This window comes from Micropruina sp., from assembly GCF_047602085.1.
Classification (GTDB): Bacteria; Actinomycetota; Actinomycetes; order Propionibacteriales; family Propionibacteriaceae; genus Micropruina.
On the sequence record NZ_JASGID010000002.1, the window covers coordinates 715146 to 735545 of the forward strand.

19 protein-coding genes and 1 pseudogene are annotated in these 20400 nt (G+C 65.8%); 15 read left to right on the forward strand and 5 right to left on the reverse strand.

The features are described from left to right. Positions 1–13 precede the first annotated feature (13 nt). On the reverse strand, positions 14–877 hold the full coding sequence (locus tag QM721_RS04120; RefSeq protein ID WP_415119261.1) for a hypothetical protein: 864 nt from the start codon (positions 875–877) through the stop codon (positions 14–16). A gap of 139 nt (positions 878–1016) precedes the next feature. Here QM721_RS04120 and QM721_RS04125 point away from each other — a divergent pair, with 139 nt between their 5' ends. The 3 genes from QM721_RS04125 (at position 1017) to QM721_RS04135 (ending at position 3564) form a co-directional block, all read left to right on the forward strand. Continuing rightward, positions 1017–1403, forward strand: coding sequence for a cold-shock protein (locus QM721_RS04125; RefSeq protein ID WP_415119263.1), 387 nt, complete (start codon positions 1017–1019; stop codon positions 1401–1403). Positions 1404–1406: 3 nt separating this feature from the next. Then, a complete protein-coding gene (locus QM721_RS04130; RefSeq protein ID WP_415119265.1) occupies positions 1407–2174 on the forward strand; it encodes a DUF3027 domain-containing protein in 768 nt (255 codons plus the stop codon). Positions 2175–2277: 103 nt separating this feature from the next. After that, entirely contained in the window at positions 2278–3564 is a 1287-nt protein-coding gene (locus QM721_RS04135) for a citrate synthase (protein WP_415119267.1), read from the forward strand. A gap of 7 nt (positions 3565–3571) precedes the next feature. On the opposite strand, the gene QM721_RS04140 is transcribed toward QM721_RS04135, so the two are convergent. Beyond that, positions 3572–3826: a hypothetical protein gene (locus tag QM721_RS04140; protein WP_415119269.1), complete on the reverse strand. Its 255-nt coding sequence runs from the start codon at positions 3824–3826 to the stop codon at positions 3572–3574. Between the two features lie 44 nt (positions 3827–3870). On the opposite strand from QM721_RS04140, the gene QM721_RS04145 reads away from it, so the two are divergent. Next, entirely contained in the window at positions 3871–5358 is a 1488-nt protein-coding gene (locus tag QM721_RS04145) for an NCS2 family permease (RefSeq protein ID WP_415119271.1), read from the forward strand. Positions 5359–5466: 108 nt separating this feature from the next. Here the strand turns inward: QM721_RS04145 and QM721_RS04150 are convergent, their stop codons facing one another. Then, entirely contained in the window at positions 5467–6120 is a 654-nt protein-coding gene (locus QM721_RS04150) for a hypothetical protein (RefSeq protein ID WP_415119273.1), read from the reverse strand. A gap of 182 nt (positions 6121–6302) precedes the next feature. Here QM721_RS04150 and QM721_RS04155 point away from each other — a divergent pair, with 182 nt between their 5' ends. Further along, positions 6303–6632 carry a hypothetical protein gene (locus tag QM721_RS04155; protein ID WP_415119275.1) on the forward strand — a complete coding sequence of 110 codons (330 nt, stop codon included), beginning with the start codon at positions 6303–6305 and terminating at the stop codon, positions 6630–6632. Here QM721_RS04155 and QM721_RS04160 read toward each other — a convergent pair. Then, positions 6594–7280 carry an acVLRF1 family peptidyl-tRNA hydrolase gene (locus QM721_RS04160; RefSeq protein ID WP_415119277.1) on the reverse strand — a complete coding sequence of 229 codons (687 nt, stop codon included), beginning with the start codon at positions 7278–7280 and terminating at the stop codon, positions 6594–6596. The two genes, QM721_RS04155 and QM721_RS04160, sit on opposite strands and share 39 nt — an antisense overlap. Before the next feature lie 180 nt (positions 7281–7460). Continuing rightward, positions 7461–8813, reverse strand: a complete 1353-nt coding sequence (locus QM721_RS04165; protein WP_415119279.1) for a hypothetical protein — start codon at positions 8811–8813, stop codon at positions 7461–7463. A 196-nt stretch (positions 8814–9009) separates the two neighbouring features. Between QM721_RS04165 and QM721_RS04170 the strand changes: the two are divergent. The 10 genes and pseudogenes from QM721_RS04170 to QM721_RS04215 all read left to right on the forward strand — a co-directional run. Next, positions 9010–9255: pseudogene (locus QM721_RS04170) on the forward strand (Wzz/FepE/Etk N-terminal domain-containing protein); the annotation flags it as partial. Positions 9256–9336: 81 nt separating this feature from the next. Next, entirely contained in the window at positions 9337–10353 is a 1017-nt protein-coding gene (locus tag QM721_RS04175) for a hypothetical protein (RefSeq protein ID WP_415120143.1), read from the forward strand. A gap of 377 nt (positions 10354–10730) precedes the next feature. Continuing rightward, a complete protein-coding gene (locus tag QM721_RS04180; protein WP_415119281.1) occupies positions 10731–11822 on the forward strand; it encodes a glycosyltransferase in 1092 nt (363 codons plus the stop codon). Next, positions 11822–12844, forward strand: a complete 1023-nt coding sequence (locus tag QM721_RS04185; RefSeq protein WP_415119283.1) for a glycosyltransferase family 4 protein — start codon at positions 11822–11824, stop codon at positions 12842–12844. Before QM721_RS04180 ends, QM721_RS04185 begins: the two co-directional genes overlap by 1 nt. Beyond that, complete coding sequence (locus QM721_RS04190) at positions 12844–13716, forward strand: glycosyltransferase family 2 protein (protein ID WP_415119285.1); 873 nt, start codon at positions 12844–12846, stop codon at positions 13714–13716. Before QM721_RS04185 ends, QM721_RS04190 begins: the two co-directional genes overlap by 1 nt. 29 nt (positions 13717–13745) lie before the next feature. Then, positions 13746–14726, forward strand: a complete 981-nt coding sequence (locus QM721_RS04195) for a glycosyltransferase family 2 protein (protein ID WP_415119287.1) — start codon at positions 13746–13748, stop codon at positions 14724–14726. Continuing rightward, complete coding sequence (locus tag QM721_RS04200) at positions 14723–15859, forward strand: polysaccharide pyruvyl transferase family protein (RefSeq protein ID WP_415119289.1); 1137 nt, start codon at positions 14723–14725, stop codon at positions 15857–15859. The genes QM721_RS04195 and QM721_RS04200 overlap by 4 nt, the downstream gene beginning before the upstream one ends. A 31-nt stretch (positions 15860–15890) precedes the next feature. After that, on the forward strand, positions 15891–17351 hold the full coding sequence (locus tag QM721_RS04205) for a lipopolysaccharide biosynthesis protein (RefSeq protein ID WP_415119291.1): 1461 nt from the start codon (positions 15891–15893) through the stop codon (positions 17349–17351). A 136-nt stretch (positions 17352–17487) separates the two neighbouring features. Next, positions 17488–19206, forward strand: coding sequence for a 2-succinyl-5-enolpyruvyl-6-hydroxy-3-cyclohexene-1-carboxylate synthase (menD, locus tag QM721_RS04210; RefSeq protein ID WP_415119293.1), 1719 nt, complete (start codon positions 17488–17490; stop codon positions 19204–19206). A gap of 5 nt (positions 19207–19211) precedes the next feature. After that, positions 19212–20369 carry an NAD-dependent epimerase/dehydratase family protein gene (locus QM721_RS04215; protein WP_415119295.1) on the forward strand — a complete coding sequence of 386 codons (1158 nt, stop codon included), beginning with the start codon at positions 19212–19214 and terminating at the stop codon, positions 20367–20369. Positions 20370–20400 lie beyond the last annotated feature (31 nt).

Consider the following 20400-nt stretch of genomic DNA (forward strand, 5'->3'; position numbering starts at 1 on the left):
GTTCCCTCGTTCCCTACGGCCGGGTGGGCGGTTCGTTGGCGCGAATGCCCGCGCCGACCTGCAGCAGCACGATGAGCGGAACGGCCCAGCACAGCAACTGGGCCCAGCCCGACAGCACCGACCAGGCGGCTTCGAGGTCGAGGTCGTTGTTGAACAGGCTCAGCGCGCCCACCACGGCCAGCAGTACGAACGACCAGGCGAATACGCGGCGCACCTGGGTGAGCCGGTAACGCACCCGGCCGGCCAGCAGGGCGGCCACGCCGAGCATCACCACCGACAGTGGCGAGAGCAGGGCGCCAACGATCAGCACGATGATCAGTCCCGGCGTCGCCGCTTGCCACATCTGTGCGACCGTGACGGTCTGATCCGGGGGGCGTCGCTGGCCCTGCACCGGCGGCGCGAACCAGTCCGGGGTGCCGCGCTGCGGAAAAACCGGCGGCTGGGTGGGGGGCGGAAAATCGAGCGCGCGTGGCGGCGCCGCCTCGGTGGGTGCCGGCCACGAGGTCTGGTCCGGCCGGGTCGCCGAACTGTTGACCGGCGCGGTGGTGGCGAGCGGCTGGTCGGGCGTCCAGCCCGGGTGTGCGAGCGTGCCGGTGGCCGAATGCGCCGAACCCCAGGCCGTGCCGGCGGTGGCCAGCGAACTGGTGGTGGTGAAAGGCGCCGTGGGGCTGCGCGGGTCGAGGCCCGAGCGGGGCACGAGGGCGTCCAGTGGCACGGTGGCGGCCTGCGGCGGCTGCCAGACCGGCCGGGTCACCGGCGCCCCGGCGGCCGGGTTCGGCACCACCGGCGGCACCTCCAGCGGGGGCATCGGCGGCGTCTCGAAAGCTGCTGGACGCTCGGTGGGCGCGTACTCGGGCCCGTCCGTCCAGTTCGCCATGGGCTCATGATAGTCACCGGCGATTCGGGTCGGGCCGCAGCAGATGCCGGGTCGCCAGGCGTTCGATACCCTTGTTGATGCGGGTCAACGACGCCGGCCCTCCGGCACGCCCGCAAGCAGTTTCGAACAGGAGTTGGTCATGCCTACTGGCAGAGTGCGGTACTACGACGCGGAGAAGGGCTTCGGCTTTGTCTCCAAGGACGAGGGCGGCGACGACGTGTTCGTCCGGGCCTCGGCGTTGCCCGACGGCGTGACCAGCCTCAAGCGCGGCCAGAAGGTCGAGTTCGGCGTGGTCGACGGCAAGCGCGGCGAGCAGGCGCTCAGCGTGCACCTGCTTGAGGCGCCGCCGTCGCTGTCGAAGGCGTCCCGCAAGTCGCCCGACGCGATGGCGTTGATCGTCGAAGACCTGATCAAGATGCTCGACGGCATCGGCAACGGCTACAAGCGGGGGCGGCACCCCGACCCCAAGGTCGCCGGCAAAGTCGCCGCGGTGCTCCGGGCCGTCGCCGACGAACTGGAGCTCTGAGCCATGCCGGTGGCCGAACTGCTCGACCGCGCCTGTGCCGAGGCGGTCGAGCTGGCCCGTGACGCGGCGGTGGCGCGAGCCGGCGTGATGGGGGTCGGCGATCACCTGGGGGTGGCGGCAGAGGACGTCCGGGTGGTCACGCATCGGTTCGCCTGTACCCACCCCGGCTACCCGGGCTGGGCGTGGCAAGTCACCGTGGCGCGCGCCGCGCGGGCCAGGGTGGTGACGGTCAGTGAGGTCACCCTGCTGCCCGGCGAGCACTCGTTGCTCGCCCCCCGCTGGGTGCCGTGGGCCGAGCGCATCGGGGCCGGTGACCTCACCCCCGGGGTGCTGATGCCGACGCCCGACAACGACCCGCGGGTCGAGCCCGGCTTCACCGCCGCCGACGTGCCCCCCGACACCGATCCGGCCGAATGGGCCGCCACCCGGGCCGTGGTGGCTGAGCTGGGGCTGGGTCGCGAGCGGGTGTTGTCGCCCTACGGACGCGACGAGGCCGTGGAGCGTTGGCTGCTCGGCCCCGGCGGGCCCGACAACGCGATGACCTCCCAGGCGCCCGCCAGCTGTGAGACCTGCGCATACTTCGTCGCGTTGAATGGGCCGATCGGACGCGTCTTCGGCGTCTGCGCCAACGAGTACACCCCCAGCGACGGACGGGTGGTCAACCGTGAGCACGGCTGCGGCGCGCATTCCGACGTGACCGAGCCGAGCCGCGGCGAGCAACTGGCCACCCCGGTGTGGGACACGGTGTCACTCGACGCCGGACTGTTCTAGTTCGTCCGCTCTAGCTCGTCCGCGAACTCTCTACCCCCTCGACGCGGGGGTGGTGCGACCCGTTATCGTGTCCCCGCGGCAACCACTCGCCCGAGGAGAAGACATGGCCGAAAAAGCGCGACTCGAACTCGACGGCAACGTCTACGAACTCGACACCTACGTGGGTAGCGAGGGGGAGCGGGCGATCGACGTCGCGAAGCTGCGTGACACCACCGGCTACATCACCCTCGACGACGGCTACGGAAACACCGGGTCGTGCCGCTCCGCGATCACCTACATCGACGGCGACGCGGGCATTCTGCGTTACCGCGGCATTCCGATCGAAGAGATCGCGGGTCGTTCGTCGTTCGTCGAGACGGCCTGGCTGGTGATCTTCGGCCAGTTGCCGACCGTCGCCGAGCGGGAGCGGTTCTCGGCGCTGCTGTCTGAGTCGGCGATGATCGACGAGGTGATGCGCAAGCACTTCAACGCCTTTCCGCAGAGCGCTCCGCCGATGGCGATCCTGTCGGCGATGATCAACACGCTCAGTGCCCACGACGCGGGGGTCACCGATATTCGCGACGATCAAGACATGGAGCGGGCTGCCGCCGTGCTGATGTCGAAGGTGCGCACCATCGCGGCTGCGTCGTACAAGTCGTCGGTGGGTGAGCCGCTGGTCTACCCGCGCTACGACCTGAAATACGCCGAGAACTTTCTGCACATGATGTTTTCGATGCCCTACAAGCCTTACGAGGCGACCCCCGAGGTGGCGGCGGCGCTCAACTTGTTCCTGATGCTGCACGCCGACCACGAGCAGAACTGCTCCACTTCGACGGTGCGCATGGTGGGGTCGTCCAAGGCCAACCTGTTCGCTAGTTGCGCCGCCGGTGTCTGCGCGTTGTGGGGGCCGCTGCACGGCGGGGCGAACGTGGCTGCGGTGCAGATGCTGCAGCAGATCCACGCCTCGGGCTTGCCGGTGGCCGAGTTCGTGCGCAAGGTGAAGAACAAGGACGATGGCGTGAAGCTGATGGGCTTCGGGCACCGCGTCTACAAGAACTTCGACCCGCGCAGCAAAATTCTCAAGAAGGCCGTGGACGACGTGCTGGGCCAGCTCTCCAAGACCGACCCGCTGCTCGACATCGCCCGCGAACTCGAAGCGGCGGCGCTGTCGGACGAGTACTTCATCGCTCGCCGGCTGTACCCCAACGTCGACTTTTACTCGGGTATTCTGCTGCGCGCCATCGGCATTCCGATGGAGATGTTCACCGTCATGTTCGCGATCGGGCGCATGCCGGGCTGGATCGCCAACTGGAAAGAGATCAACGACGACCCTAAGGCGCGCATCTACCGTCCGCGCCAGGTCTACACCGGCCCGGTCGGCGTGCAGTGGCGCCCCCGCGACGAACGCTGATCACAGGTCAGCCCAGGCGGCGTCGGCGTAGCGCCAGCAGCACGATCAGGGCCAGCGTGCCGATGCCGCTGCCGACCAGCGCGGTCGACAGCCACCATGCCTTGCCGATGCCCACCAGCGCCGGAAGCTGCCACCAGCACAGCAGCGTGCCGGCCACGAACATGGCCGTGCCCAGCCCGACGATCTGCACCCCGTGCGGGTCGAGTGCCTTCACCGGTGCCTGCAGGGCTGGCAGGTGGTGCTCCTGGTCGTCTTGGCTCACGGACATCACTGTAGGCGCCGCGCGTCGTCAATAGCCTGGGCTCCATGGTCAACTCGTCGCCGAAGGCGGTGCGCCGGGCCGCCCCGGCACAGTCCGGACTGGACTCGTATTTCGAGCTCAGCAAACGCGGGTCGACGCTTGGCCGTGAGGTTCGCGGGGGCCTGGTCACCTTCTTCACGATGGCGTACATCATCGTGCTCAACCCGCTGATCATCGGCACCACCCCCGACGTCGCGGGCAATCTGATCACCGGCGTGCCGTTCGCCACCGCGACTGACGCCGACAAGAGTGCCGCGATCGCCGCCGTGGCTGCCGCCACCGCGCTGATCGCTGGTCTGACCACGATCCTGATGGGCGCCTACGCCCGGTTCCCGCTCGCGCTGGCCAGCGGCCTGGGCCTCAACGCCGTGGTCGCCTACACGATCGCGCCGCAGGTGACCTGGCCGCAGGCTATGGGCCTGGTGGTCTGGGAGGGTGTCTTGATCACCGTTCTGGTGCTCACCGGGTTTCGGCGGGCGGTCTTCAACGCCGTTCCGCGCACGCTGCGCTCGGCGATCTCGGTGGGCATCGGCCTGTTCATCGCGTTCATCGGCCTGGTCGACGCCGGCGTGGTGCGCCCCGGCGTCCCGATCGTGCAGTTGGGCATCCTCGGCTCGTTGCAGGGCTGGCCGATCGTGCTGTTCGTCGTGGTGTTGATGCTGCTCGTCACGCTCTTCGTGCGCCGGGTGAAGGGGGCGATGCTGATCGCGGTCCTGAGCGGAACCGTGCTGGCCCTGATCATGGAGTCGGTGCTGAAGCTGGGCGGCAAGACCGACGACAACCCCACCGGCTGGATGCTCAACGTGCCCACCCTCGGCTCGTTCAACACCCCCGACTTTACGCTGCTCGGCCGGGTAGACCTGTTCGGCGCCTTCGCCGGCGGGCCCGCGGTCGTGCTCGGCCTGCTGCTGCTGGTGTTCTCGCTGCTGCTCAGCGATTTTTTCGACACCATGGGCACGATCGTCGCGGTCGGTGCCGAGGGTGACCTGCTGCAAGACGACGGCAACCCGCCGCGCACCCAGGAGATTCTGCTGGTCGACTCCATCGCGGCCGTCGCCGGCGGTGTCGGGTCGGTGTCGTCGAACACCGCCTACATCGAATCGGCTGCCGGCGTCGGTGAGGGGGCCCGCACGGGCATCGCGTCGCTGGTCACGGGTGCGGGCTTTCTGCTCAGCACTTTCTTGGCGCCGCTGGTCGACTTGGTGCCGTCCGAGGCTGCGGCACCGGCGCTGGTATTCGTGGGTTTTCTGATGATGTCGCAGGTGGTGCACGTCGACTGGGAGGATCCGGAGCAGGGCATTCCGGCGTTCTTCACCCTGGCCCTGATGCCGTTCACGTACTCGATCACCGCCGGCATCGGTGCGGGCTTCATCAGCTACGCACTGATCAAACTCGTGGTCGGCAAGGGCCGCGCCGTGCACTGGCTGATCTATCTGGTGGCCGCCCTGTTCGTGATCTACTTCGCGCAGGGCGCGATCATGGCGCTGGTCTAGGGCGGCGCTGCTTTTTCGCCGGTCGAGCCGGTCGAGACCGCACACGTCGAAACCTCAAACGGAGTGCTCTCACCAGGGGTTGCGACAGGCTCAACCAGCGGTGGGTGCCTATGCCCGGTAGATCACCACCAGGTCGGGCACCGGACGGCCCCGCTGCGGGGCCGCGTGACCGTAGTGGTGAAACTGGGCGAGCCAGGCCGCGTACGGCTCGGCGATCGCCCGGTTCTCGGCCGACAGCTGGGGCAGCGCGTTGCGCCAGGCAGAGGCGGCCTGCAGCGCCTGCTCGTGCTTGGTGTACCCGGTGGACAGCCCTCGGTAGGTCTGCAAGGGCAGTCCGAGCTCGTTGTTCACCAGGGCGCCCAGCCCGAACTGCGGGTGCAGACCCGCCCGGGCCAGGTCGAAATCGAGATCGTTGAACCGGTTCACGTCCAGCTCGATGCCGTGCCGGCTCCAGGCCATGCCAGACAGGTAGGACTCCAGCAGCTTCCAGGCGGCGGGCTGACGTTCCGGACGGATGTAGCGCCCGGCCAGCAGGTCGGCGACATCGGCCTCGACAGGGGTGTCGGGCCGGACGATCGGTGCTTCGGCAGGACGGCGGAACAGCGGGCCGAGCTTGCCCAGCATGCCAGGCGCCTTGGGGGTGGTCTGCGGCGGATGGGCGGCGGTGACGATGCGACGGAACTCGGCGGCCAGCTCGGGGGAGGCGCAGAAGACATCGCGCACTTCGTCGATGCCGATGGCGTAGAGCCGCAACTCGCCCATGTGCCCAACGTACCCCGCCGATTCGGGGGTGGACATAGATTGGCCTGGTGAACCCTCGATCGCGCCGCTTGATCGTCAGCGGGGTGTTGGTGGCTCTGGTGTTGATCGCTCTGGCCGGAGCGTTCATTCAATAAGCGATGCCGGGCACTATGCTGTGCGGCGCGTCGCCGGAAAGGAGTGGCATGTCGGGGCGAGGTTTGATCAGCCGAGCAGTGGCCGCGGCCGCTGCGGTGCTGGTGCTGTTGTTCGGTTTGGTGTTGCCCACGGCGGACTCGTCCGCGGTGCCGCGGCCGCAGGCCACCACGAGCGCCTCTACGGCCTCTGTCAGCCCGTCGGCCTCCGCCAGCCCGAGCGGCACGCCGTCCGACACCGACGTGGATCCGTCCGACGACGAGCCCACCGACGACGGCTCCGACCCCACGCCCAGCCAGAACGGCACCTGGATCGCCATCGGCGGTGCCGTGGCGCTGGCGCTACTGGCCGGCCTGGTCGTCGCGCTGCGCAAGCGCTGAGGTCGCTCGGGCGGCCTGGTTCAGGCCGATCGGCACGGCCAGGAACTGTGCCAACGCGTCGCGCAGCACGCGCAGGTTGGGGTCGGCCACCGGTAACGGACGGCGGGCGTTCCGTTGGGCCAGTGCGGCCAGCGGGGCGAGTTCCGGGGTGTCCAGCACCTGGCGCAGGGCGCGGGCGTCGCCGCCGAGCAGCAGCCCGTCGAGTTCGCCCACCCGGGGCACCAGCAACGAGACTGCGGCCTCGGACGCCTTGTCGTAGGCACGTTCGGCCTGGTTGGCCCGCCGGCGAGCGTAGCGCTGCTGCGACCAGCCGCCGGCCTTGGTGCGGCCCTGCACATAGTGCCGGCCCAGGCTGTGGGCCAGTAGCTCAGTCGCGTCGAAGACCCCGACCGCGTGGGCGCTGCGGCGCAGCAGCAGCGCCCCCAACCGGCGGGGGCGCGACACCTGCGCCAGCAGTTCGGCGATCGGGTCGAGGCCCGGCAGTGGACCCCAGATCAGGTCGATCACGGCCTCGGCCGCGTCGGGTGAGACCAGGGTGAGCTGTGCGGCGTCCGCGCTGGCGACGGGCGGGCCGTGCCGTTCGGCGAAGCCGGCCAGCCAACCGGCCAGACGTTCGGGAGCGATCAGCACCCGGTGCAACCCTTGCATGCCGACAGCGTAATGATTCGGGCTCGCGTGCACGTGGGTCGCCCGTCAGAGCCGTCAAGTGTCTGTGCCAGGTGAGGGCAAGTCACGATCAACATCCAGGATCGCACCTCGATCGCCGAGTAGCCCGTCCGCGATGGCATCGCCGCGACGTCTTCCAGTCTTCGCAGGCCAGAGTTGAACTTAAAGCATGCGCGCGCGAGCGAACGGGTCTCGCGTGACGGGCAACGGCAGCGGCCGTCCAGTGTCGGTTTCAGTGGCAACCAGCCCACCGTGTGCTAAGACCCCGAGCAGCATCCACAAGGCGCCGGTGGACCCGGAGAGTTCGGGGCCGGAGATCAGCCGGACGATCATGAAAGAGGCCAGCACCCACACGACAGGACGATACGAAGGCGCCAGCCATGCCGTCGCAGCCATCGTGGTGATCGCTGCCAGCAGTATTGCGACCCCGATCACCCCCACGGCAGCCAGCATCGTCGGAATGAAGGACGAGGCGCGGCTCGAGCCGAGTCCGAGACCGAAGCCCCAGGTTTCGAAGAAGGCCCGGAATGCGTCGGCGTCTGCGCCGGTGCGATTGTCGAAGGAGTCCGTCCCCGTTTTGCGGTTCACTGTCGCTCGCAGCAGGTCTACAACAGTCGGGAGCACCGACACGGCCAGAGTGGTCGTAACGCAGATCGCGACGACGCCTGTCGCGGTCACCCGAGCCATGCCCGCCAACAACCGCAGCAGACCGGTGACCACCCATAGTGCGGCGAGTGCCACGATGCCCACGATGAAAGTTGTGGACGTCGAGACGGCACCGAGAAAGATCGCTACGCCGGCCAGGCACAGCCCGCCGGCGGCCCGCAAGGGCCGCGTCTTCTCTTGCGCTGCCGTGGCCAGCCCGTAGGCGGACGCCATCAGTGCACAGGTTGCCAACGCGGCAGGCTCAGAGAAAATCCCGCGAAAGCGCGCGGCACCTCCAGGTTCCGTCTCGATGTAAGCCATCGCAGGGGAGTTGTCGAATATTCCGAAAGGGAACGGAACTCCGAACCAGACCCCCATGTACCGCCACAAGGACAGCCCCAGTGCGATCGCCAGTGACAGCCCGATGATTCGGGGGGAGGTGATTGGTGATCGGGCAAGGAGCGCCACCACCGCGAGGCCGAACATGAGATAGATGATCTGCGCTATGTTCGACTGGGTGAACTGGCCCGCCGCGAGCGTCGGGGCTTCCTCTGTCGCCGCAACAACACCTGCGAACAAGAACGGTGAGACGATCGTGACGACGGCAGACCACACCGCGAAGAGCGCCAGCAGGTCGAACCCCGGTATCCGCGTCCTCTCCAACTCCCCACAGGCCGGCCGCCGCATGGCAGACAACACCACCAGCAGCAACGCACCCAGGGCCGCCCATTGGAAGACCGGCAGCGCCGTTCCCCCGACCACGATCGCGCCGGCTCCGAACGCACTCGCAACTGCAAGGGCGATCGGGTAGCTCCCCCGAAGTGCGCTCCACACCATCACGCCTGTGACGATGATCGCGAGGACGGGCATAGCCGCTACGCTACCTCCTACTATCGTCCTCCTCAGAGGATCCACTGTTTAGCACGGTGCCGAACCAGTGCGGCCGAGCGGAGGCGGCATGAGCTGGAGCATGTTTGATCAGTGGCTTCATATGTGGTCGCACCGCGCACAGTGGGGGATTCGTCACATCGCCTTGCCACACGGGACCATCCGAGAGGACATTTGAATGGACCTGCGGGATCTTGGCCGAGCGCTTGGCCGCTCCTGGTTGTGGATACTCCTGCTGGCCCTCGCCGGCGGCACTGCCGGGGCCGGCTACCTCGCAGTCGCGCCGACATCGTACGAGTCCACCGCATCCCTTCTGCTGACGTCGCGCAGGCCGGACTCGATTGCCGAAGCCCAACAAGGTGCCCTGTATGCGGAGTTGGCAGTCACCTCAGCCATCGAAGTCATCTCTTCGCCCACTGTGCTCGGCGGGGTGGCCGGTGCTCTGGGGATCGACGTCGATCAGGTGCTCAGGCAGGTGACAGCAGGCGTCCGCACTGGAACGACGGTGATCGAGATCACCGCGGTGGCCGCCTCACCGGAGGCCGCGGCCAAACTTGCGAACGAGACCGCGGCAGAGGCGATCTCTGTGGTTCCGAGGGTTCTCAACGGGGGGGCGAAGCCCATTGCGCGTCTCGCGGTGATCAAGAGCGCGGCGGTACCCTCGTCGCCAACCACCCCCAACACTCGCAGAGTCCTCGTCCTGGCGGTCGCTGCTGGGCTGCTGGGCGGCGTTGCCCTGGCCGTGGTGCGATTCGCCCTCGACACCCGGATCCGCCGAGCCGAAGACCTGCGTGGGGGAGGCTTCACCGTCCTCGGAGTTATCGCACACACCTCACGTCGACATCGTCACGAATCCGATCCGCTGAGGCATGAACTGCTCGATGGCCAGTACCGGGCACTGCGGGTGGCTGTACGACAGCGGCAAACTCAAGCACGCAGCATTCTTGTTGCGCCCGTCGCATCTCCTGCCGGAGGGACGCGGACCGCCGCTGGACTTGCTATGGCGTACGCCCACGCCCAGCAGCACACGCTGCTAATCGACGTGAGCGAGCGCAACCATGACACCCGCTCGAGTGTGGGCGCGACAGCGGACGCACTCGATGCCCGCAGTGTTCTGAGCGCCGCTATCGTGCCGACGATCCACCCATTGCTCGACATGCTTGCGTGTGGCGCTTTGGGAGAGCCCCAGGCCGACGCCTTGGCTTCACCGCAATTCGCTGAACTGATACGGGATCTGACGACCAACTACGACCAGATCGTCGTCTACGCACCACCCCTGGCGACGTCGTCGGACGCCATGGTCGTGGCAACCGCAGTGAACGCCACTCTGGTCACGGTAGACGCCGGCCGTGACGACGCCAAGGCCGTCACCAGGGCGACCGAATCGCTAACCTCGGCGGGCGCGGCGCCGCTGGGCGTTGTGCTTACCGTCTCAGGGTCACGTAGGTCGGCCGGTACCCGCGGAGGCACTCGGAAATCGTCCAAGGCCGCCATCTTGGCCACCCTTCTGGGGGTCGAGTAGCCCGCCTGCGCCACGATGGCGCGGAGAACGCGTGGCTCCCCGAAATAGGAGTAGCGGCGCGCTGCGGGAATGTTACCTGTCCGTAACGATCCGCCGGTAGCATTGATTGCTCCAAGAGCCTGCTGATCGATCATCCCCGACTGAAGCACCCCCCTGACAGGCGATCTGCGGCACCTGGATCCGGGTCTTCATAGGTCCAATTCCGCCCCAATCTAGCCACCACGTCCATTTCTGGGGCGGGTCCTCGCCCGGAACGACATCGTTCAACACACTCCTGACTGGCGTGGAAACGCGCAGGCAAGAGATCGGAGGTATGACGTGCACTATCGCTCTCCAATCGAGCATGCGCTTCGCAGCCTGCTCCAGAAAGCCATCTGATGCCAGGCGTGCTCGTTCACGAGTGGATCGCTGGGGCCGGCGGCAGCGAGAACGTGTTCGAGGCGATGAGTCGCATCTATCCGGATGCCGAGTTGGTCTGCCTGTGGAACGACTCCGTTGGGAGGTTCGACCCCGCCCGAATCCGAGAGAGCTGGATGGCCCGCACCCCTCTGCGTCGGAGCAAGTCGCTGGCACTGCCCTTCATGCCGGCGACCTGGCGCGCCCGCCGGCCGCACAACTACAGCTGGGCGCTAATCAGTTCGCATCTCTTCGCGCACCACGCCAACTTCGGCGATCCGGAGTTGAAACGCTTCGCTTACATACACTCGCCGGCCAGGTACATCTGGAATCCCGAACTCGATCGCCGTGGCGATAGCTTGCCTGTCCGCCTGGCAGCCGCCGCCTTGAAGCCGATCGACCGCCGCAGAGCTCACGACGGCGCGGAGTATGCGGCGAACAGCGAGTTCGTGCGGGATCGCATTCGGCAGGCCTGGGGCGTCGACGCCCGCGTCATCTATCCCCCTGTCGCCGTGGAGGAGATCCAGGCCGTCGACTGGCGCGACGAGCTTTCCCCGCAGGAGACGGCGCTGCTCGATGAGCTTCCCACGTCTTTCCTGCTGGGCGCTTCGCGGTTCATCCCCTACAAGCAACTCGATCTGGTGATTCGCACCGGTTCGGTCTCCGGCCTCCCCGTCGTGCTCGCGGGCTCGGGGCCCGAGGAGGCGCGGCTGCGCGCCGCCGCGGAAGACGCGGATGTGCCAGTGCGGTTCGTGCCAGCGCCGAGCGATGCCCTGCTGCGCGCGCTCTACGGTCGCGCGGCAGCGTACGTATTCCCGGCCATTGAGGACTTCGGCATCATGCCAGTGGAGGCAATGGCCATGGGAACCCCGGTCATCGCACGTGCTGTCGGCGGTGTCACTGAGAGCGTGGTCGACGGGCAGTCCGGCGTCCTTACGGACTTCGCGTCCGACTCCGACCTCGTGGCCGCCGTGGAGGCCGCGACGTCGATCGGCCCGGAGGCCCCGAGCGAGCGCGCCCGGCGATTCTCCTCCGCCATGTTCCGGGATGCGATCATGGGGTGGGTGGGCTGATGGCCGCGACGATCGTGAACGGGGCCTTCCGCTCGCAGCGCATCACCGGTCAGCAGCGGTATGCCAGCGAGATCGCCGACCGGCTTGCCGCCCGCGAGGACTTCACCGAGTTGCGGCCCGACGGACGGTGGCAGGGCTCCCGGGCTGCCGAGTGGGCGTGGACGCTAGCGCGGCTGCCGCTCCTGGCGGACAAGGCGCCCCTGCTCTCGCTCACAGCCCGCGCTCCCGTTGTCCGCAGTCAGGTCCTCGTCGTGCACGACCTGTTTGTACTGACCAACCCCGAGTGGTTCTCGCGAGGGTATATCGCAACTCATACACCGCTACTGCGCGCGCAACTGCGCGCGGCGGCCGGCGTCATCGCGGTGAGCGAGCCGGTTGCAGAACAGGTAGCCGGAATGTACCGCGGCCCGGTGGCGGTCGCGCCGAACGCTCCGAGCCAGGTCTTCGCTGTCAGTGACTCCTCGGCGGACGCCGCGGTGCTCAAGAAGCGTGGGCTGGAGCCGGGAAGCTACCTGCTCACGGTCGGGAGCCACGACCCGCGGAAGAATCTCCGCGCGTTGGCCCGGGCCTATTCACAGATCCCGCAGGGCCTCCGCCGGGCGCACCCGCTGGTGGTGGTCGGTGGTGGTTCTAGCGTGTTCCGCGATCACGATGTCGAGTGGCCTGATGAGACCGTCGCCACTGGGTACGTAAGCGATGACGAACTGCGCGCGCTCTACGCGGGAGCCCGCGCGGTCGTCTTCCCAAGCCTCGCCGAAGGCTTCGGCCTGCCCCTGGTCGAAGCTGCCGCCGCCGGCGCACAGGTTCTGGTGGTCTCGGACATACCGGTATTCCGCTGGATCTGCGGGGAGGATGCGGTCTACGTAGACGCCGGATCGCCGAAGTCAATTGCCCAGGGCCTCTCGTTGGCGATCCTCGACGACCTGACGAGACCGTCTATTTCGACGGACCGGTTCAACTGGGAAGCCTCAGCCGCCGTGGTCGCCGACTTCTGCGCGGCCACCATGGGAGGTGCCCATTGATGTCCTTGCGCGCTGCGGTCGTCATCGCGTCGGCCGGACGACCAGAGCTACTCGCGGAGCTCGCCGAGAACCTTGCCGTTCAGACCTACCCAATCACCGCCAAGGTGGCATCGGTGCCCGACGAGAAGAGCCTGCCGGAAGCACGAATGGATGGCTGGGAGATCCTGATCGGCGTGCGCGGAGCCTCTGCCCAGCGCAATGCCGGCATTGACGCACTGAACGGGGCGGCCGACGTGGTCTTTGTCTTCGACGACGACTCAGTCGTGCGTCACGACTACATCGCGCAGGCGATTCACCACTTCGAGCAGAATCCCGGCGTTCTGGCGCTGACCGGGCGGGTTGTCCTCGATGGCGCGACTGGCGGTGAGATCCCTCAGGAGGTGGCGAAGTTGGCGCTGGCTGCCTCTGAGGACGAGCCTCTCACCGGCCGCAGTCGGCCCTCGCGCACGCTATACGGTTGCAACTTCGCCTTTCGCCTCGCGGCGGTCCCAGACATGCGATTCGATGAACGGCTGCCGCTGTACTCCTGGCTCGAGGACCACGACTTCGCGCGCCGCCTGATGCGCCGAGGTGAGTTGGCGAAGGTTGATGACTGCGTGATCGTGCACCGCGGAGCCGGTTCCGGCGGAAGAACAAACCATGTGCGGTTGGGATACTCCCAGGTTATGAACCCGATCTACCTTCATCGCAAAGGGAGCTTTCCCCTGTGGCTGATGATGCTGGAGACGGTCCCGCGAACCATGAAGAACGTTGTTCGGGCAGTTTTCGGCAGCGAGAAGGAGTGGCGACGCGCCCGGGTTCGCGGCAATCTGCTGGCACTCGGCGACGCACTCATCGGCAGAATCACCCCCGAACGCATCACCGAGCTGTGATCACCGTCGAAGCGAATGTAATCATGCGCGTGAGCATCATCATCCCCAACCACAACTACGCAGATTTCGTGGGCGCGGCGATCGAAAGTGCACTCGTTCAGGACTGGCCGGACGTGGAGGTGATCGTGGTCGACGACGCATCCAGCGACGACTCCCGCCGGGTTATCGCAGAGTTTGGGGACCGGATCGACCAGCTCTTCCTGACGGAGAACGTCGGTCAGCGGGTAGCCTGCAACAAGGGCTTCGCCCGCTCCACCGGCGAGGCCGTGATCTTCCTCGACTCCGACGACATGCTCCTGCCGGATTGCGCGCGGTTGGCCGCCGAGGCGCTCGCACCCGGGGTCTCCAAGGTGCAGTACCAGGTTCGCCGGGTCGACAACACCGGTGCAGACACCGGCACCGAAACCCCCCGGTTTTCCGCCGCGATCGAGCCGGCGCGCATCCGCTTCTGGTACGACCGCACCTCCGCCTACCCCACGCCTCCTGGCTCGGGCAACGCCTACGCACGTTGGTTCCTCGAGCGGATCATGCCTTTGGGCGAACTGCCCGACGCCCGGTTCATTGACTCGGCGCTGCTTTCGGCTGCTCCCGTCCTGGGGGATGTCGTGACAATCCCGCGTCCGTTGGCCCTGTACCGACGCCACGATCGCAACGACAGCGCTCTGCTCGTCGACCCGAGCCGGTTCCACCGAGAGGTCGAGCGCGGGTTTGCCCGGGCACTCTACGCGGAAGCGCTGTGTGACCCCCCGGGTGCGCAGTCCACCCGCCGCTGCCGGCGCAGCCGCGAGTTGCTCGGCTTTCGCGTCGCGGCACGCCGGCTGACGCCCCACCTTCCCGCCCCACTTCCGGACGCACGTCGCACCCTGCTGCTTGACATCGTGCTCTCGCCTTTCCACCCCGGTCCGGAGAGCATCCGGCATCGCGCGCTTCTCGGATTGTGGTGCCTCGCGGTGCTGCTGTCACCGAAGCGCCTGGTCCTAACACTGATCAAACGAAGGTACCGCGCATGATCGTCCGCACCCCACGGCCCCGTGACACGGTGTACATTCGCACCCTGCCGTTGGTCAACGGCAACTACGGCGGCATCCTCCAGGCGTACGCACTGCAACGTGTCATCACAGACCTCGGCCTCCGGCCGGTTACCGACACCTCTGTGCCAGCAGACTGGCTCAAGCGCACCCTGCGGCGTCCGTACTACGCGACGGTGCGGCGCGTCACGCCGACCGGCGTCGCCAACGTACGACTGGACCGATTCGTCCGCGAGCACATCACGACCGACCGCCGGATCGAACGGGCCTACTCCGGCGCCCCGCCACGGTTCGACGACGTGCTGGCCTTCGTGACCGGCAGCGATCAGATCTGGCGCGCCCAATGGGCGCACATCCCGTCCGGCTTCCTCAGCTTCGCTGATGGCTACCCGGCGCCCCGGCTCAGCTACGCCGCCTCGTTCGGAGTGGACACCACCGACGAGTATTCGCAGGCTGACCTGGAGATCGCACGACGCATGCTCCCGACCTTCAGCGCGGTCTCGGCTCGCGAGGACTCCGGAGTCGATCTCTGCAGCACGATCTTCGGTGTGCCCGCCCAGCGGCACATCGACCCCACCATGCTGCTGCCCCGCGATGCGTACGACGCACTGATCGCTACGGTCGCGCGCGGCTCGGCGCCCGCTCGCGGGCGGCTGCTGCACTACGTGCTGACCCCGTCCGAAGAGGCCACGCAACTCGTCGACGCGGTGGCGGCCAAGACCGGACTGAGCCCCCACGCCGCGATGCCGACGCTATCCCCGGAACGACCGGGCAGGTGGTGGAACGCCAAGCAGTTCACCCGTCCTTCCATCGAGATGTGGCTCGCCAACATCCGGGAATCGGCCCTCGTTCTCACGGATTCCTACCACGGCACGGTCTTTTCCATCCTCTTCAACCGCCCTTTCCTGGTCTTCGCCAACCCGCAGCGCGGGCAGGCGCGCATTCGCACGCTCCTTGCGACGTTCGGCTTGGAAGACCGACTGATCGATCTTGCCGCGGCGTCGGAGCGCCCGATCCCGGCAGAGCCGGCGTGGCAACGGATCGATGACATCCGCGCCCAAGAACGCGCACGGGGGCTCTCCTACCTCGCCGCCAACCTCGGGACGGCGCCATGATGCTGACGCACGGACGAGTTGGCTCGCGCCGATGAGCGGCGACGCACTCAAGCGGGGAGCACGAGGCGGTAGCACCGTCATCCTGGGTCAGATCCTCCGAATCGGCATCCAGCTCACTGGAACTGTCGCGCTCGCGCGCCTGCTCAGCCCCGCCGACTTCGGTCTCGTCGCAATGGTCATGGTTTTCACGAGCTTTGGTGCACTGCTGCGTGACTTCGGCATCTCGACGGCGGCGCTGCAGGCGCGAACGCTCACACACCAGCAGGCATCCAATCTCTTCTGGTTCAGCACCAGTCTCAGTGCCGCAGTGGCGATTCTGCTGGTGGCGTCCACACCCCTGCTCATCGGGCTCTACGCCGAGCCCAGACTGAGTGCCGTTGCTCCCGCGCTCGCAGTGGGCCTGCTGCTCGACGGTGTGCAGTCGCAGGTGCAGGTCCAGCTCGCGAGGTCGATGCGCTATCTCGCCCTGACACTCACAGATCTCGTTGCGCAGGCGTTTGCCCTTGCAGTAGCGGTACTCACCGCGCTGGCAGGCTGGGGGTACTGGGCACTCGTGGCGCAGGTGCTCACCGCCTCAGTGTCCACACTGGCGTCGCGCACCGCCGTCTCACGGTGGTTGCCAACGCTTCCGCGCAGGAGGCAGGGGTCCGGGGAGCTCGTCCGGGCAGGAAGTGAGTTCGGCCTGGCTCAGATTCTCACTTTTGCTGCAAGCAATGTCGACTCGCTGATGATCGGCGCCCGTTGGGGCGCGATCGAATTGGGGCTATACAACCGGGCCTTCCAAATCTACCAGTTGCCCCGTGTCGGAATACTTGACCCGCTTACTCAAGTGGCCATCCCCACCGTGAACTCGGCGACGGAAAACGGCGCGCATCGTGCGACGGATCTACTTCTCCGCATCCAGTTCCTCATCAGTTTCCTGGTCACCTGGATGTACCTCGTTGCTGCCGCAACGGCCGACTGGCTGATCCCGCTGGCGCTTGGGGGCCAGTGGGGGCGTTCCGTCGTGCTCTTCCAGTTGCTCGCCATTGCGGGGGTCTTCGCAGCCTTCGGCACCGTGAGCTACTGGACCTTCATTGTCTCGCAGCAGAGTCGCCAGCTTCTCTACTTGCATCTTGTGACCAAGCCCCTGGCTGTCGCGCTTATTCTGGTCGCGACTCCGTTGGGCGTCGAGGCAGTCGCGCTTGCGTTTGCCGCAGGGCTGGCCATCGCCTGGCCCATCAATCTGACATGGCTGGCTCGCACGGTTCGGCAGGATTCCTGGGCCTTCTTCCGAATGGGCATGCGCGTCATCAGCGCGGCGGCCGTCGCTTTCTCACTCACTCGCTGGATTCTGGGACTCCTCCCGGCGCTCAGCGCATGGGCTATAATTCCGATTGGAACCGCCATCGCGACCCTGTTCTATGTGCTGGCTATCCTCGTTGTTCCCGGCGGGCTTCGACAGCTGGCCCAGGCTGCTAGGAACGCCCGGACGATTCTGGGGCGGCGATGACGCGAGGGCTCGAGTGGCTGCGTGGAGGATTGACCTCCATGAGACGAGCTTGTAATCCGACCCCGCTACGATGGCGGCCCAAGTACAAGATCACTCTTTCGAACATCGATCGCTTCACCGAACATGAAGGATAGCTATGTACTCCTCGAAGAAGAACGTCCAGATCCTTGTGGCGTCGTTGAAGCAACACGGAATCAAACACGCCGTGATCTCTCCCGGCTCTCGCAACATGGCAATCGTTGCGAGCATCGAGCGAGACCCAGAGTTTACCTGCTACTCCGTGGTCGACGAACGGAGCGCAGTATACTTCGCAATAGGCGTCTCGCTCGCCCAGAATGCTCCCGTCATGTTGAGCTGCACCAGCGCCCAAGCGACGCGCAACTACATTCCTGGAATGACCGAAGCATACTATCGGGGCACCCCTCTCGTCGTCGTGACCGCGGACTACAGGCCTAGTCAGATCGGGCAGGGCGTCATGCAGGCGATGGACCAGCTATCGATACCGAAAGATTCTGCCAAGATCTCCGTCGGGCTTCCTCTCGTTCAAGATGCCGATGACGAGGCATACTGCAACCGGCTCGTAAACGAAGCACTCCTCGAGTTGACTCATCACGGCCCCGGGCCAGTGCACATAAATATACCAATCGAAGAGCACTGGAATGGCGGTGTTGCGACGCTCCCCCCCGTGAGGAAAATCGATCGGTATGCGCCCTTCGATGCGCTTCCCGTGCTGAGAAATCGCCGGATCATGGTGTCTGTGGGTGCACATTTGCCCTTCTCTCCCAGTCTTGAGGCTGCGCTCGGCGCGTTTGCCATTCACTACGATGCCGTCGTCTATACGAATCACCTCAGTAACTATCACGGGCCCAACGCCGTCAATGCGAGTCTGCTCGTCACGAACATCGGACTCAAGCACTACGTGGACTACCAGCCTGACCTCCTGATCACGATCGGCGGCCAAATTGGCGACTACGATTTCGACGGCATGATGCGCCGCCTGCCGATAGAGCATTGGCGGGTGCATCAAGACGGAGTGGTTCGCGACACGTATGGCAAGCTCAGCAAAGTCTTCGAGTTCCCTGAGCAAGAGTTCTTCTCAGCTTTTCTGGCTCAGGGCGAACCTGCTCGGAGCCCCGCATATGCCGACCTCTGGGCAAAGGGGAACGCAGAGCGCACGATCCCCCAGGAGATTCCGCTTTCGCACGCCTATGTTGCTGCGGAGTTGGCGCCTCGCATCCCGGCTGGTTCAGTAATGCACTTCGCGATCCTGAGTGCTTTTCGAAATTGGAGCTTCTTCGAACTGGACCCCAGCATCGAGGCGTACTCCAATGTGGCAGCTTTCGGGATTGATGGATGCCTTTCCACTTTTATTGGGCACTCGTCGGCGACTGATCAACTCTGCTTCCTGGTTATCGGTGATCTGAGCTTTTTCTATGACATGAGTGCCATCGGGATCCGCGGCGTGAAGAGCAACGCCCGGATCATTCTTGTCAATAACGCCGGCGGCGGAGAGTTCCGGCTCTATTCCAATGCCGCTGACAGCAACTTCGGTGAGGGCGCAGATCGCCACATCGCAGCTGCTGGCCACCACGGCTCCGCGCAGGCGTGGGTTGAGTCAATGGACTGGGGATACATCGCCGTTCGTTCGAAGCAGGATCTCGTCGAGAACGCTGACTGGCTCCTGCAAGCATCCGATCGACCTCTGTTGATCGAGGTCTTCACAACGATGCAGGACGACTCCGACGGTGTGCGGATCATTCGGGAGGCCAATACGATTGAGTCGCTCGAAAAGAAGATCGCCAAGATGCTGCCGCCCCGCGTGAAGCGGGTTGCCAAAGCTGTGCTCGGGCGCTGATCGCCGTGCTTTCCGTTCTCATACTGGGAGGGACCGGCATCATCGGGCGCGAGCTGTCAACGGTGGCGCTCGCTGCGGGCTATCGTGTCTGCGTAGTAAGCCGGGGTCGCCGCCTGGGCCGGTCCAGAGCGGTCGAGGAGATCGTCGGCGACGTCTACGACACGAAAGCGTTCGCCGCCACGCTCGGAGACAGGGTGTTCGATGTCGTCGTCGATCTGCTGTCGTTCGACCCCGAGCAGCTAACGAAGAGCCTGACGTTGTTTTCCGGGCGCTGTTCCCAGTATGTCTTCGTCTCCTCAGCCACGGTCTATCAGGGAGCAGAACCAGGGAAGGGGCTCACGGAAGATGCTCCACGGACTCGTGGGCCATGGAGCTACCCATCGCTGAAGATCCTCTCGGAGGATCGACTACGCACAGAGTGCGCCCGAACGGGCCAAGCGTTCACCATTGTGCGCCCCTACATCACCTACTCTGAGCAAAGAATCCCCTTTGGCGCCTGGGAAATGGGCGACGTCCTCGGAAGAATCCTCGCCGGACGCCCTGTGGTCATCGGTGAGCAGATGGCAAATACGCTCACCTCTCTAACTCACTCCCACGATCTAGCTCGCGGGATCGTCGGTGTCCTGGGCAACTCGATGGCCATGAACGACGACTTCCACATCGCTTCTGAGGAGCAGGTTACTTGGGCTGAAGTGCAGAGTGTCGCCGCATCTATTGTTGACAGAACGGTTACACTGGTACAAGTGCCGGACGAGCGAGTCGCGCACGTCTTCCCCGAACTGACTGGAAAGATCTCGGACCGACTGCTGCCTCGAGCCTTCGACAACTCGAAGCTGAAGAGAGTGGTTCCAGGGTTCGCCTTCGAGTATTCGCTGCGTGACGGGTTCGCTGATGTGATCAGGTCGGCATTGGAACATGGTCTCCCCGAAACGCGTCTTGCGCACCAAGGGCGGATCGATCGACTGCTCGCGAGTGCGCCTGACTTCGACAGGGAACGGCGCATGTATGCGTGGGATCTCATCCGCCGAGAACCGATCGGCTATCTACGATATTTGTCCGGATTCACGCCACTAACAACTGGGGCGAAGCGTGCAGTAAAACGGGTTATTGCTCCACTTGCTGTGGGCAACGACCCCTACGGTTTGAAGACGGATGCCGTCTGAGAGTCGAGGATGAGTCGGCAATCACCTCGCG

Bases quoted from the DNA above. Each gene is read 5' to 3' on its own strand.
- QM721_RS04120 (WP_415119261.1), bottom strand. From the start codon at position 877: ATGGCGAACTGGACGGACGGGCCCGAGTACGCGCCCACCGAGCGTCCA.
- QM721_RS04125 (WP_415119263.1), top strand. From the start codon at position 1,017: ATGCCTACTGGCAGAGTGCGGTACTACGACGCGGAGAAGGGCTTCGGC.
- QM721_RS04130 (WP_415119265.1), top strand. From the start codon at position 1,407: ATGCCGGTGGCCGAACTGCTCGACCGCGCCTGTGCCGAGGCGGTCGAG.
- QM721_RS04135 (WP_415119267.1), top strand. From the start codon at position 2,278: ATGGCCGAAAAAGCGCGACTCGAACTCGACGGCAACGTCTACGAACTC.
- QM721_RS04145 (WP_415119271.1), top strand. From the start codon at position 3,871: ATGGTCAACTCGTCGCCGAAGGCGGTGCGCCGGGCCGCCCCGGCACAG.
- QM721_RS04150 (WP_415119273.1), bottom strand. From the start codon at position 6,120: ATGGGCGAGTTGCGGCTCTACGCCATCGGCATCGACGAAGTGCGCGAT.
- QM721_RS04155 (WP_415119275.1), top strand. From the start codon at position 6,303: ATGTCGGGGCGAGGTTTGATCAGCCGAGCAGTGGCCGCGGCCGCTGCG.
- QM721_RS04160 (WP_415119277.1), bottom strand. From the start codon at position 7,280: ATGCAAGGGTTGCACCGGGTGCTGATCGCTCCCGAACGTCTGGCCGGT.
- QM721_RS04165 (WP_415119279.1), bottom strand. From the start codon at position 8,813: ATGCCCGTCCTCGCGATCATCGTCACAGGCGTGATGGTGTGGAGCGCA.
- QM721_RS04180 (WP_415119281.1), top strand. From the start codon at position 10,731: ATGCCAGGCGTGCTCGTTCACGAGTGGATCGCTGGGGCCGGCGGCAGC.
- QM721_RS04185 (WP_415119283.1), top strand. From the start codon at position 11,822: ATGGCCGCGACGATCGTGAACGGGGCCTTCCGCTCGCAGCGCATCACC.
- QM721_RS04190 (WP_415119285.1), top strand. From the start codon at position 12,844: ATGTCCTTGCGCGCTGCGGTCGTCATCGCGTCGGCCGGACGACCAGAG.
- QM721_RS04200 (WP_415119289.1), top strand. From the start codon at position 14,723: ATGATCGTCCGCACCCCACGGCCCCGTGACACGGTGTACATTCGCACC.
- QM721_RS04205 (WP_415119291.1), top strand. From the start codon at position 15,891: ATGAGCGGCGACGCACTCAAGCGGGGAGCACGAGGCGGTAGCACCGTC.
- menD (WP_415119293.1), top strand. From the start codon at position 17,488: ATGTACTCCTCGAAGAAGAACGTCCAGATCCTTGTGGCGTCGTTGAAG.